The 12282-nt window shown below is 47.0% G+C and carries 16 protein-coding genes and 1 riboswitch; of the genes, 15 read left to right on the forward strand and 1 reads right to left on the reverse strand.

The window, feature by feature from the left end; genetic code table 11:
- Positions 1 to 94 precede the first annotated feature (94 nt).
- From DHU66_RS11780 to tnpA, 15 genes are all read left to right on the forward strand, one after another.
- Complete coding sequence (locus DHU66_RS11780; RefSeq protein WP_108773885.1) at positions 95 to 1147, forward strand: IS1595 family transposase; 1053 nt, start codon at positions 95 to 97, stop codon at positions 1145 to 1147.
- A gap of 109 nt (positions 1148 to 1256) precedes the next feature.
- Positions 1257 to 2237, forward strand: coding sequence for an ATPase, T2SS/T4P/T4SS family (locus DHU66_RS11785; RefSeq protein ID WP_108776130.1), 981 nt, complete (start codon positions 1257 to 1259; stop codon positions 2235 to 2237).
- The gene (locus tag DHU66_RS11790) at positions 2200 to 3207 is read left to right on the forward strand and encodes a type II secretion system F family protein (RefSeq protein ID WP_108776131.1); all 1008 of its coding nucleotides are present in this window, start codon (positions 2200 to 2202) and stop codon (positions 3205 to 3207) included. The genes DHU66_RS11785 and DHU66_RS11790 overlap by 38 nt, the downstream gene beginning before the upstream one ends.
- Positions 3208 to 3218: 11 nt before the next feature.
- Positions 3219 to 3527 carry a competence type IV pilus major pilin ComGC gene (gene comGC, locus DHU66_RS11795; RefSeq protein ID WP_108776132.1) on the forward strand — a complete coding sequence of 103 codons (309 nt, stop codon included), beginning with the start codon at positions 3219 to 3221 and terminating at the stop codon, positions 3525 to 3527.
- Positions 3502 to 3831 (forward strand): pilus assembly FimT family protein, encoded by a 330-nt coding sequence (locus tag DHU66_RS11800; protein ID WP_108776133.1) that lies wholly within the window; start codon positions 3502 to 3504, stop codon positions 3829 to 3831. Before comGC ends, DHU66_RS11800 begins: the two co-directional genes overlap by 26 nt.
- Positions 3818 to 4033, forward strand: a complete 216-nt coding sequence (locus DHU66_RS11805) for a hypothetical protein (protein ID WP_108776134.1) — start codon at positions 3818 to 3820, stop codon at positions 4031 to 4033. The genes DHU66_RS11800 and DHU66_RS11805 overlap by 14 nt, the downstream gene beginning before the upstream one ends.
- A gap of 11 nt (positions 4034 to 4044) precedes the next feature.
- Positions 4045 to 4404 (forward strand): hypothetical protein, encoded by a 360-nt coding sequence (locus DHU66_RS11810; protein WP_108776135.1) that lies wholly within the window; start codon positions 4045 to 4047, stop codon positions 4402 to 4404.
- Complete coding sequence (locus DHU66_RS11815) at positions 4343 to 4747, forward strand: hypothetical protein (RefSeq protein ID WP_135358364.1); 405 nt, start codon at positions 4343 to 4345, stop codon at positions 4745 to 4747. The genes DHU66_RS11810 and DHU66_RS11815 overlap by 62 nt, the downstream gene beginning before the upstream one ends.
- A gap of 150 nt (positions 4748 to 4897) precedes the next feature.
- On the forward strand, positions 4898 to 5836 hold the full coding sequence (locus DHU66_RS11820) for a hypothetical protein (protein WP_108776137.1): 939 nt from the start codon (positions 4898 to 4900) through the stop codon (positions 5834 to 5836).
- A 44-nt stretch (positions 5837 to 5880) separates the two neighbouring features.
- Positions 5881 to 6004: riboswitch (FMN riboswitch) on the forward strand.
- 70 nt (positions 6005 to 6074) lie between these two features.
- On the forward strand, positions 6075 to 6707 hold the full coding sequence (locus tag DHU66_RS11825) for an ECF transporter S component (protein WP_108776138.1): 633 nt from the start codon (positions 6075 to 6077) through the stop codon (positions 6705 to 6707).
- 143 nt (positions 6708 to 6850) lie between these two features.
- On the forward strand, positions 6851 to 7813 hold the full coding sequence (locus DHU66_RS11830) for a hypothetical protein (protein WP_108776139.1): 963 nt from the start codon (positions 6851 to 6853) through the stop codon (positions 7811 to 7813).
- A gap of 2 nt (positions 7814 to 7815) precedes the next feature.
- Positions 7816 to 8496 carry a (d)CMP kinase gene (gene cmk / locus DHU66_RS11835; protein WP_108776140.1) on the forward strand — a complete coding sequence of 227 codons (681 nt, stop codon included), beginning with the start codon at positions 7816 to 7818 and terminating at the stop codon, positions 8494 to 8496.
- The gene (der, locus tag DHU66_RS11840) at positions 8493 to 9803 is read left to right on the forward strand and encodes a ribosome biogenesis GTPase Der (RefSeq protein ID WP_108776141.1); all 1311 of its coding nucleotides are present in this window, start codon (positions 8493 to 8495) and stop codon (positions 9801 to 9803) included. The genes cmk and der overlap by 4 nt, the downstream gene beginning before the upstream one ends.
- Complete coding sequence (locus DHU66_RS11845) at positions 9800 to 10798, forward strand: NAD(P)H-dependent glycerol-3-phosphate dehydrogenase (RefSeq protein ID WP_108776142.1); 999 nt, start codon at positions 9800 to 9802, stop codon at positions 10796 to 10798. Before der ends, DHU66_RS11845 begins: the two co-directional genes overlap by 4 nt.
- A 188-nt stretch (positions 10799 to 10986) precedes the next feature.
- The gene (gene tnpA / locus DHU66_RS11850; protein WP_108776143.1) at positions 10987 to 11502 is read left to right on the forward strand and encodes an IS200/IS605 family transposase; all 516 of its coding nucleotides are present in this window, start codon (positions 10987 to 10989) and stop codon (positions 11500 to 11502) included.
- Positions 11503 to 11583: 81 nt separating this feature from the next.
- On the opposite strand, the gene DHU66_RS12080 is transcribed toward tnpA, so the two are convergent.
- Positions 11584 to 12174 (reverse strand): IS66 family transposase, encoded by a 591-nt coding sequence (locus tag DHU66_RS12080; RefSeq protein WP_280952649.1) that lies wholly within the window; start codon positions 12172 to 12174, stop codon positions 11584 to 11586.
- Positions 12175 to 12282: the final 108 nt, after the last annotated feature.

Genomic DNA, 12282 nt, shown 5'->3' on the forward strand with positions numbered 1-12282 from the left:
TGCGTCGCTATTTTCAAATAAATAGTTGATGTACCCGAACAAGTACATCAAGTTAATATCTATAACTTATCATGACTTCAGTTGAGGTGATGATATGCTCGTTAATCAGAATTTCCTGAATTCTTTATCTCCTGTCGAAATTGAATTCATTCGTGTTGGTTTAGAAAAGCTATTCAGAGAGAAAGTAAACTGTACGACAACAAATTACGAGAATCTCTCTTTGCATGTTGAGAAATGTCCTCATTGTGGTTCAACTCACTTTGTTAAGAATGGCTTTAACCCACATAATCGTCAGAAATACAGATGTAAAAAATGCAAATCTGTTTTTATGGCAACAACAGGTACGATGTTTACTCATTCCAGAACAAGCTTTGATATCTGGACTACTTTTATCTCTGGCGAGCTTAACGGAATGACTCTGACTCAGCAGAGTGTAGCTACAGGCTTATCAGTTACTACCTGCTTCAACATGCGTCACAAGTTATATCAGGCTGCAGCAAAGATTCAGAATAATGTGGTCTTAAGTGGAAATGTTGAATTGGATCCTACTTATACCAAAATCAACCTGAAAGGGACCAGGAAGGATAAAATGCCAAGATTCAGCAAACAGCGTGGAAAGCATCGCCGTCATTCAACCAAGCGTGCTTTACCTGGCACCAGCCATCACAAGATCTGCCTGGTAACAGCTATTGATGAGCATGACAATATTCTCTTTAAAATTGGAGGATTAGGCAGAGAGAGTGCAGAAATTCTGAATCAATATAGCTCTCACTTCGCAGCGCATTCAACAATTATCAGTGATGACAGCCATAGCATTCAAACTTTCGTGGGCGATAATCACTTCAACAGTGACATTATTCCATCTAACGGTTATTTAACACCAAAGGGCAATACAGTATCTGAAGTAAACGAGCTTCACTCTGAGCTAAAAAACATGATCAGGCAGAAACATGGTATCAGCACAAGACATCTCCAGGGTTATTTGAATTGGATCGTCATGAAGAAATATTTAAAGTACAGGCTGGACATGCGCAAATGGAAATCAGAAGCATACATGGAAACAATGTTTGAACAGATTCCATTTACCTGTGCGGAGATCCCAAAGCTTAAAATGCCAATTAACCTCTATGAGGCATATAGCTCATGATATTTTGGTGTTTACAGCCTCATCAACTAAATCTTTGAAAATAGCGTTTTTTTTTTCTTCAGGGAAATGTGGTTTTGCAGGGGCATAGAGAGATGAAGGAGGAAGAGACATGGAAGACAGACTGCAGGACCTGCTGAGAATTGCACTGGCTTATCAGGTAACAGATATACATTTTTCTTTGCTGAGCCAGAAGGAGGAAGTAGCGATCGAGATGCGTGTGCATGGCACCATGGAACAACTGAAGCCGCAGGAAGATGATCTGCGCCTCTTTCATTATCTGATGTACCGTGCCAACCTTGATCTGTCCCGGATTTCTGTACCGCAGACGGGCTCCTTTGAGGAAGAAGTGGATGGGACCGTACTGTCACTGCGCTTTGCACTTGTGACAAGTTACAGGCTGACCAGCGGTGTATTGCGCATCCTGAATCATTCTTCCAGATTGCAGATTGATGATCTGACCCGGGACAGACAGGCACAGGGCTTTCTGCATGATATTCTTCAACACCGCACCGGATTGTTTGTTTTATCAGGACCTACCGGATCTGGTAAGACAACCTCGCTCTATACCCTGCTGAACAGTGTTTCCGGAAGAAAAATCTATACCCTGGAAGATCCCGTGGAAGTGATTAATCCTGCGTATGTACAGCTGCAGATCAATGACAAGCAGCACATGTCCTATGCCGAAGGCATCAAGCAGCTGATGCGCCATGATCCCGACATTATCATGATTGGTGAAATCAGAGATTCTGAGGCAGCAGTGATGGCAGTGCGCTGTGCCTTGACGGGGCATCTGGTACTGACCTCACTGCATGCTTCAAGCTGCACTTCGGCAATACTGCGGTTATTGGATCTTGGCGTCAAAGATTACCAGCTGAAGGATGTGCTTGGCGGCATATCCAACCAGCGGCTGTATCCATGCAGCCAGGGTATGACCGGCATTTATGAAATTATGGACAGAAAGGAGGTGGACTACTGGTTTGCCAACAAAGAAACAAGTGAAGACTTCATCCCGTTGTCTGCCAAAGCATCCTTTGCGGCCGCAAACGGCATTATTGAAAAAATGGCTGCGGCGGCGGATTTCACTTTCTGAGCAGGATATCAAGGCTGCTGCCGTTCTGATGGACAGCGGCTTTTCCCTGGAAGAAACAATGCATATTCTGCAGACACCTGCCAACAAATCATGTTTTGATGCCATCCGTTCTCACCTGGACAATGGCGAGCTGGCTGAGACGTTTCTCGGGCAGTATATGCCATCCAGCTATCAAAGCTTCCTGCGTGATTTCCTGGCATATCTTCCTTTTCTGGACAGTCTGCAGCTTGCCATTGCCATCACTGCCCAGGAGAAGGAACATCTTGCCATCATCGAAAAAGGACTGCTGTATCCGTGCATGTTAATGGCAGGAATGGCAGGCGGCATCTTCCTGTTTGAAAGAACTGTGCTGCCCACCATGCTCAATATGATAACAGCTGTCAATGTTTCATCCGGCAATGTGGCTGTGCTGGCAGCACTGATGGCATGGTTTGCAAGAGGCCTGTTTGCGGCGGTTCTTGTTTTCACAGCCATCCTGTGGCTGTGCACCAGACAAACAAATATCGTCAAAGCATATCGTTTTGCAGCCCTGCACGTTCCCAACAGTCTGCCTGTGCAGCTGGCATCGACGCAGTTTACCCGTTTCTTTCAGGAATGTGTGCGAAGACAGATCAGTACCAGGCAGTCACTTCAGATTCTTTCACGAATGAATCAGCGGCCTTTGATTGCATTTCTTGCCAGTGAGCTGGACCATTCTTTCCAGAAGGGAGAATCACTGAGCCGGGCCGTCGTGTCTCCGTATCTTGAAAGCGCACTGGCCGCCTTTTTCCAGACAGCAGTTTATGCTGAAGATACTGCCGGCATCCTGACCGGCTATCTGCAGATGAGTCTGATGCGCACCAGGCATCAGATTGACCATTTCACCCATGGAGTTCAGGCAGTCTGTTACCTGGCAGTGGGACTTGTCATCATCTTTGCTTACCGTATATTGCTGATGCCGATGGCAATGATGCAGCAGATCGGCATCTGAAAGGAAAGACTATGAAAAAGAACAACCACAAAGGATTCACACTTCTGGAAATGACAGTTGTCATTGTCATCATTTCCGTTTTATTTCTGCTGACTGTTCCCAATATCAAAACAACTCTTGGCATTGTCAATGACAAGGGCTGCCGTGCAATTGAAAAGGTGGCAGATGCCGCCATACTGGAATACAAAATGAAATTTGACCAGTACCCGGGAAGCGTATCTGATCTTGTTTCTGCCGGCCTATTAAGCGAAAATCAGACAACATGCGATCATAACGAAAAGAGCCTGACGATCTATGATGGTACCGCGCACATTGAATAAACATGGCTTTACACTGCTTGAAATGATGATTGTGATTCTGTGTCTTGGCGTGTTTGCCAGTATGAGTCTGCCCGTTCTTTCTGAACAGGAAATGATCCAGCGCTTTTTGTGGCCAGGCGGCTATCTGCAGATGCAGGCAAGGGCAATGGCTCTGGCAGAGAATCAGGAGTATGTTGATTCATCTGGAAAACTTCCCGTGATTTACTTCAATGAAAAAGGTAATGTCAAAAGGGCACAGACTGTATATCCGGGTGGAAAGAAGATCATCATTGAGCTGGGAGGCGGCCGTCTTGTTACACCGTAATGGCTTTCTGCTAAGTGAGGCGCTGATTGCCGTTCTGATTACTGCAATGCTTTGTCTTGTTGTGTATGGTGCTGCTGCACTGCACACAGCAGGCAGTCAGGATATTAAGCAGAAACGGCAGCAGATGGCCGAGCACTTCGAGGATGCCCTGGGACAGATGAAAGGATGTGAAGAAACGTGTCAAGCCACGGCTTCGCCTTAGGGGATGTATTGATGACGATCCTGATCAGTGTGATGCTGCTGCCTGCGGTGACGGCATGTCTTTGGATACTGCCTCAGCTGACCGCATTTGATGAAAGTATCCAGGATGAGATTGCCCTGCAGCAGTTGCGAAGAATTCTGATGCTTTCCTATGATCTGGAATGCCGCAATGATACATTGTATTTTCAATACCAGGGAAGAGACTGTCAGCTTGTGCTGCGCAATCACCGCATGATCCTGCAGCCTGGCACCCAGATCTTTCTCAATGACATTGATGCACTCTCATTTGGCATGGAGCAGGAGGTGATCTATGTATACTACCAGCGCGGAAATGAAACATATCAGGCTGCGGCTGCATACAGTGAACGGTAATGTCTCGGCGTATTTTCTGAGTGTTTTTCTGCTTGCCGTCACGGTTTGCGCTGCTTTTGCTGCCATGATGCAGCAGCGCTTTGCGTCCATTCTTTTCCTGGAAAAAGCACAAAAATACCAGATTGCGGAAATGCAGGTCATCCAGGCACTGAAATGTGCCCTCTGTACAGATGCAGTATCCATTTCTTCTTCTGAAAATACGATTTTTGACATGGAACTGGCATCTGGAACTGCCTATGCCACAATTTCCTGGCCGGTGCGTGAGGCAATGACAATTGTGTATGATGAACAGACGGGAAGAGTGTTTGATTTTCATGCAGAACGGATGGATGCAGACAGTTGATAAAGATCCTGGTTTGCGGTTGACAGGCTATGCCAATCAAATAAAATTAAGATGATTCACACGTCAGGCTGTTTTCCTGGCACACTTTTGATTGACATGAAAATATAAAATGTGCTGATATAGCACATTTTTGATACAAAGGAGACTATCGTGAAACCATCTCTTCGCTACTATCACAAAAGAACCGCTCTGCCTTCCGACCGTTTTCATCATGCCCCGGCTGCCCGCCATATCCCATACCATTCCAAAACCAGAAATACGGTTTCGGTGCTTGTCAAAGATACACTGCATGTAAGTGAACAGGCACCAGAGGTAAAAACGATGCAGGCAGATGCCTCCGTCAAGCATGAGAATTTCGATATTCTGACGGAACATGCAAAGCTTGAAAAGAAAGAAAAGCCTTCTTTCAAAGAGAAAATGGCAGCCCGCCATGCACGGGTGGAACAGGCCCGCGATGCAGAGGTCAGTGCCATTGTCAGACGGCATCATTATTCTTTCTCGGAACTGCTGCTGCATCCATATGCTTGTATGGAGAATGAAGCCTATGAGGAGATTCCTTCGCCATTTCTGGCAAGTCTTGGCAGAATGATCATCAAATGGCTGATTGCGTCCGCATTCCTTGCCATTGGTTTCAAGAAGATTGTGGATACACAGAATTTCAGCTATCTGCGCCTGAACTTTACACATACAGCAGAGATTGCTTTCAGGCTGCTGGTGATCTTTGTACTGGCAGAAAGCATCGGTTATCTGATCAATGTCTTTGTCTCTATCTTCCGCCATGAAAAGATTACGGTAACCCGGATCTTTGCCATTGGTACAATGGGCTGGCTTTCTGAATCAGCCGCGTTCCTCGTGGCGGGGCTGATTTCTTTGAAGAGTCCGGAAGTCGGCATCATCATCATGATCGGCGTTGTTCTGTACGGTGTTTTCCTGAAAAATCATGTCATTGCCGAAAGCACCAGTGCAAGGGTAGAGACACAGTCCATTGTGACAACAGTCTGTATGATGATTGCCCTGTATATGATTTACAAGTGGTTCGGTGCTGCTGAGCATTCTTTGATTGAACTGCTGCTGGAAATCTATGCGTGAGGAAAATTTGTTGCATTCTCTTTGCATTCCGTTATAATTTGGTTGATAAAACTCAGGGCAAGGTGAAATTCCTGACCGGCGGTAAACCCCGCGACTTCCTGCTGAGGCAGGAACCGAATCGGTGAAATTCCGATGGCGACAGTAAAGTCTGGATGAAAGAGTGAACATCTTTTATAGGTATACCCGGAGGTTTTTATCTGAAAGACCCCCTTTTTTAGTGGGGCAGAGGAGGAAAACCATGTCAGTATCAAAAACAAGTACCAGTGAAAAAGCATCCGCACGGTCCGTTCTGACCACTAAGAACATTGCCAAGATCGCCATTCTGAGCGCGATTGCAACTGTTCTTATGCTGTTTGAATTCCCGCTGCCATTTGCACCATCATTCTACAAGTTTGATTTTTCTGAGATTGCAGTCCTGCTGGGCGCATTTGCCATGGGACCGGTCGCCGGTGCATTGATTGAAGCTGTTAAAATTGTGCTGAATCTGCTGTTCAACGGTACCATTACAATGGGTGTTGGTGAACTTGCCAACTTCCTGATCGGCAGTGCACTCTGCGTACCTGCAGCAATCATCTACAAGCGCCATAAGACAAAGAAAAATGCCATCATCGGCATGGCTGTTGGTACCGTATGCATGGCTGTGGCCGGTGCTGTACTAAACTATTTTGTACTGATTCCGGCTTATGTGACACTGGCAAATTTCCCGCTGGATGCCATCCTGCAGATGGGTGCTGCCGTCAATCCTGCAATTAACAGCCTTGGCACATTGATCATCTTCAGTGTTGTGCCATTCAACCTGTTTAAGGGTGCTGTGATCAGCGTGATCACAGGCGTGCTCTATAAGCACGTTTCACCACTGCTGCACCGCTGATAAACCATCACGTACAGACACTGCGGCCTTATGAAAAGACCGCTTTTTTATTGGAAAGATCGGCATATATGATCGGATCCCTGCACAATGACAGCAGGGGTCTATGCTATAATGGTTAGCGGTGTAATTTGTGGAGAAAGTATATGGCAAAATTATCACGGACAGAAAAATATAAAGATCTGCGGGAAAGTCTGCAGAATGATGTTGGACAGGAGATCGAGACGAGGGATCTTCATCGTTTTCAGGATCGTCTGAACCAGATTGACAGCAATAATTTTGCCCCGCCGTCGGATGTGCCGGATACAGCCAATGATCATGATCCGATTCATGTCAGAAGGACTGCCTACCAGAGTCCGCGAGTGGACGATCAGCGCACACAGGTGCAGACGAATGAAAGTGACAGCCTGCATTTTGAGCATGATGATTCTCAGGATGAACCGGCTTTTGCCAATGACTATCTGGACCGCTATATCAATGAAGTCAAACAGTACAACATTGCCCAGGGCAATGCGGTATCTGAAAATACGGAAGTTAATATTCTTGACCGTCTGAAGAAGGAACAGCCTGCACCAGCTGTGGACCGTCCCTTTCAGGATCGTGAAACTTCCCGCAATGCCAGAAGAACAACGCAGGTGCCGTTCATCAATCAGAATGTGACACCGAATGCCTACCGGGAGGAAGATGAAGCACCCAGTGCGCCGGACAACGCCCGTGATATTGCCTCGACAGTCAGGGGACTGGTGGATGATGATACACCGTCAAAGAAACAGAAGGTACGCCAGAAGGCACCATCCTATCAGCAACAGGAACAGGTGAATAATGAAGAAGTGCCGGATCTTGATCAGGATGGGCATCATGTCATGAGCACGGGTGAATTCAACCGCCGTATGGAACTGGAGCGGACAACCCGCCAGCAGCTGCTGAATGAAACAACCCAGATGCGTGCACAGCTGGATGATTATGAAGACAACCTGTCTGAAGTTTCTGACAAGATGCGCCATACCAACCAGATTCTCAATATTGTGCTGGTTGTATTGATCATTGCTTTGATCATTGTGCTGCTGATTGTCATTTATTGGATTTTTCTGAGCAGGAAAGGAGCGTAAACATGGAGAAAATCAATATCGCTATCGATGGGCCGAGTGCTGCCGGCAAGAGTACCATTGCCAATACACTTGCCGCAAAACTACATTATGTGCATCTCGATACCGGAGCAATGTACCGCTGCACTGCCTGCAAAGCCCTGCAGCAGCACCTCAATCTGGATGATGAAAACCAGATTGCCGATATGCTTGCCCATACAGAGATTGTTCTGACACCGGAAGGAAAGGTTTTTCTGGATGGTAAGGATGTGAGTGAAGAAATCCGCCATGAGGATATTTCCCTTGCTGCCAGCCGCGTTTCCAAGCTGAAGAGAGTTCGTCAGGATCTGGTCAAACGCCAGCAGGTCATGGCAGCTGCCAAGGGGTTCATCATGGATGGCAGAGATATCGGTACCGTGGTCCTGCCTGATGCCGAAGTCAAGGTGTTCCTGACAGCCAGCCCGATGGCAAGAGCCCGCCGGCGCTATCTGCAGGACAAAGAAAAGGGACTGCAGGTAGAAAGCGTTGAGCAGATTGCGGCTGAGATTGCGGAACGCGACAAGCAGGATACAACCCGCAAAGAATCACCGCTTGTCAAAGCAGCAGATGCTGTGGAAATTGATACTTCTGATCTGTCCTTTGATGAGAGTGCTGATGCTGTATACCGTCTGGTAAAAGCATACTTTGCAAAGGAGAAGCAGGCATGAGCGGCGTGATCGCAATTGTCGGAAGACCAAATGTCGGTAAGTCGACGATCTTCAACCGGATTGCCGGCAACAGGGTATCCATTGTAGAAGATGTTCCGGGTGTTACCAGAGACAGGATTTATGCCACAGGTGACTGGACCGGCCATCATTTCCAGCTGATTGATACCGGCGGGATCCAGATGGAAGACCAGCCGTATCAGACAGAAATCCGTGCACAGGTACAGATTGCTATTGAAGAAGCAGATGTCATTATCATGGTTACTGATGGCAAACATGGCATCACGGATGATGACCGCTACATTGCCGGTATCCTGCAGCGCAGCCACAAACCGGTTGTACTGGCTGTCAACCAGATTGATGATGAGTCACGTCTGCTCAATATCTATGAATTCTATGAGCTGGGCCTGGGTGACCCGATTGCTGTATCCGGTGTTCATGGCATTGGCATCGGCGATCTGCTGGATGCCTGCATGGCCAAGATGCCGACTGAAAAGGAAAAGGAAGATCTTCCCGGCATCCGTATTGCAGTCATCGGCCAGCCTAATGTCGGCAAATCATCTCTCGTCAACCGTCTGCTCCACCAGGAACGCTCCATTGTTTCCAACGTGCAGGGAACAACCCGCGATGCCGTTGATACCCCATTTGTCTTTGACGGCAGACCGTATGTCATCGTTGATACTGCAGGTATCCGCAAGCGCGGCAAAGTATGGGAGTCCGTTGAGAAGTACAGTGTCATGCGGGCGATGAAAGCTATTGAGAACTGTGATGTTGCCCTGTTTCTGATCGATGGAGAAGCTGGTATCCGTGAGCAGGACAAACATGTGGCTGGCTATGCAAGCGAAGCCGGCAAGCCGGTCATTATCGTCGTCAACAAGTGGGATGCCGTTGAGAAAGATGACAAGTCCATGAATGCATTCACAGAAAAAGTACGCAAAGAATTTGTGTATCTCGCGTATGCACCAATCATTTTTGTCTCTGCAAAAACCGGCCAGCGTACAAACCAGATTATCCCGATTGTTGATCATGTTTATGAAAACGCCAACCGCCGTATTGCTACCAATGTTCTCAACCAGGTCATTGCCGATACGCAGGTAACCAATCCTGCTCCGGCCCGCAACGGCAAGCGTTTCCGTATCTACTATGCCACCCAGGTGGCGGCTGCACCGCCAACCTTTGTGCTTAGCTGCAACGACCCGAAACTCATGCACTTCACATACCAGAGATTCCTGGAGAATGCGCTGCGGCATGCCTTTGATCTGGAAGGAACGCCGATCAGAATCATCGCCAGAAAGAAGGTCAGTGAATGAAAGCCGCTGTACTTGGTACTGGCAGCTGGGGAACCGCTCTGGCTCAGGTACTGGCTGACAACGGAAATGAAACAGTGCTGTGGGGCAGAAATCAGCAGGAAACAGATGACATCAATCTCAATCATCATAACATGAAGGCATTTCCGGATCCTTTGAATCCGAGTCTGACGGCCAGTACGGATATGCATTGCATACAGGATGCAGATCTGCTGTTAGCAGCTGTGCCAACAAGTGCCATTGAAACCGTGCTGAACCAGGCAATTGCCTGTCTGGATCATCCAGTGATCGTAATCAATGTGGCCAAGGGTTTCCATCCGGTTACGCATGAGCGCATGAGCGTCTTCATCCGCCGTATCATGCCTGCACAGTATGTCAAAGCCATCGTATCATTGATCGGACCAAGCCATGCCGAAGAAGTGATTCAGCGCAAGTTGACAGCCATCAATGCCGTCAGTGAAGACGAAGAAGCGGCCAGAACCATCCAGCAGCTGTTTTCCAATGATTATTTCCGTGTATACCGCAATACAGATGTCATTGGCACGGAAATCGGTGCTGCCTTAAAGAACATCATGGCCATTGCGTCTGGTATTCTGGAAGGTATTGGACAGGGAGACAATGCCAGGGCTGCCCTGATGACAAGAGGACTGGCTGAGATGGAGCGCTATGGAGTTGCCTTCGGTGCGCATCCTGAGACTTTCCTTGGTCTGGATGGGGTAGGGGATCTGATTGTCACATGCACATCCAGACTTTCCCGCAATTTCATGGCTGGCTATCAGATCGGCACCGAAAATAGTGCTGATTACTTCATGAAGACCAATACCAAAACTGTGGAAGGCCTGTCAGCGTGCCGTATTGTCTATGAAGAGGCAAAAGAAAGACACATCGATATGCCGATCACCACAGCGGTCTACCATGTCCTGTATGAAAATAGTATTCCTGACCAGGAAATCACAGCATTGATGCATCGGGATCTCAAATCCGAAGAGCAAAGATAATCAAGTCAGCAAGTGGAAGATGAAATATCTTCCATTTTTATTATGCGTAGGAGCGCTGTTGAGCACCGAAGAGGTGCGAAACAGAAAACCTCCCGCTATGCGGGAGGAAGGCCGGTGCTTCTTATAGAAAGAAGCCCCCCATCTATCTAGAATGGTGATTGTCCAAGTCACGATTCTAGAAAGATGAGGTGCCAAATACGGCTAACAAATATGATTCATTAGCTCACACGAAATATTACTGCGTATATCATGTCGTGTTCACTCCGAAGTATAGAAGAAAAGTAATTTATAATCAACTGCGCCCAGATATCCGGGATATCATAAAACGGTTGTGCAAATACAAAGGAGTGGAGATTCTGGAAGGGCATCTGATGCCCGACCACGTACATCTTCTTTTGAGTATCCCTCCAAAGTACTCTGTATCACAGATCATGGGATACATCAAAGGAAAGTCCTCGCTTGAAATATTTGATAAGCATGCGAACCTGAAATACAAATATGGGAGCAGACATTTTTGGGCGGAAGGATACTATGTGAGCACAGTAGGGATCAATGAATCCACAATACGCAAATATATCCGTGAACAGGAAAGCGCAGATATCGCAAAAGATAAGTTAAGCGTAAAGGAATATGAAGATCCATTCGGAGAGGATAAAGAAAACAGAAAGCCGAATCCGAATCGGAAGACAGTAAGCGCTCAATAATCCGTACCTTTAAAGTGAGCCAATGATCTGGCACAGTTATCTCAGTCCATTCGGAAGGACTGGGAGGCGTTCCATGTGGTGTTACTTTTTGAGAGAAGCCGGGATCTTTAATGACCAAGGTAAAAGTTCCTCTGGGATTGTTGTGATTCCTTCATTTGCTCTTTGAGCTATTTTCTCCAGCAGCCATGTCAGGTAAGGGTATGTCTTCAGGTTGTTTGCTTTTGCTGTTTCGACGATGCTGTAAATAATAGCGCTGGCCTCTGCGCCTTTCGGTGTATCGATCAGGACCCAGTTCTTTCTCCCGATCGTAAATGGACGAATGGCGATTTCTGCCGCATTATTATCCAGCGGCACGGTTGGATCATCCAGGAATACTCGCAGGTACCTTTCCTGATTCAGGGCATAGGTAAAAGCCTCCCCGATGGCGGAGGATGAGTCAACCAGATTACGTTTGCTGCGAATCCATTGGAAAAAGTCATCTACCAGCGGTTGGATGATCTCCTGCCTCTTCTGCAGATGTTCATCGGCCGGCAGATTTTCCAGCTGATGCTCTTCATGGTAGATCTTTTGAATTTTCTTGACTGCCTTGTCAGCCAGAGTCCCTTTGTACTTCTTCTCGTCGGTTTTCAGGATCGTAGAGAACTTTCTCTTGCAATGTACCTTATTCGAGATGTAAGATAAGGTCCATTATCTTAGAAAAATGATTATTCAAGGAGTTTCAGATTATGGCGATCGTTTCACATACTGTTAGTAACTTCTCGAATAACATTTTTTACACTT

It is taken from the genome of Lactimicrobium massiliense, assembly GCF_900343155.1.
Classification (GTDB): domain Bacteria; phylum Bacillota_I; class Bacilli_A; order Erysipelotrichales; family Erysipelotrichaceae; genus Bulleidia; species Bulleidia massiliensis.

Coding starts and splice junctions, on each gene's coding strand:
- DHU66_RS11800 (WP_108776133.1), top strand. CDS start 3,502: ATGATGGTACCGCGCACATTGAATAAACATGGCTTTACACTGCTTGAA.
- DHU66_RS11830 (WP_108776139.1), top strand. CDS start 6,851: ATGGCAAAATTATCACGGACAGAAAAATATAAAGATCTGCGGGAAAGT.
- der (WP_108776141.1), top strand. CDS start 8,493: ATGAGCGGCGTGATCGCAATTGTCGGAAGACCAAATGTCGGTAAGTCG.
- DHU66_RS11780 (WP_108773885.1), top strand. CDS start 95: ATGCTCGTTAATCAGAATTTCCTGAATTCTTTATCTCCTGTCGAAATT.
- cmk (WP_108776140.1), top strand. CDS start 7,816: ATGGAGAAAATCAATATCGCTATCGATGGGCCGAGTGCTGCCGGCAAG.
- DHU66_RS11810 (WP_108776135.1), top strand. CDS start 4,045: ATGACGATCCTGATCAGTGTGATGCTGCTGCCTGCGGTGACGGCATGT.
- DHU66_RS11785 (WP_108776130.1), top strand. CDS start 1,257: ATGGAAGACAGACTGCAGGACCTGCTGAGAATTGCACTGGCTTATCAG.
- DHU66_RS11845 (WP_108776142.1), top strand. CDS start 9,800: ATGAAAGCCGCTGTACTTGGTACTGGCAGCTGGGGAACCGCTCTGGCT.
- DHU66_RS11815 (WP_135358364.1), top strand. CDS start 4,343: ATGTATACTACCAGCGCGGAAATGAAACATATCAGGCTGCGGCTGCAT.
- DHU66_RS11825 (WP_108776138.1), top strand. CDS start 6,075: ATGTCAGTATCAAAAACAAGTACCAGTGAAAAAGCATCCGCACGGTCC.
- comGC (WP_108776132.1), top strand. CDS start 3,219: ATGAAAAAGAACAACCACAAAGGATTCACACTTCTGGAAATGACAGTT.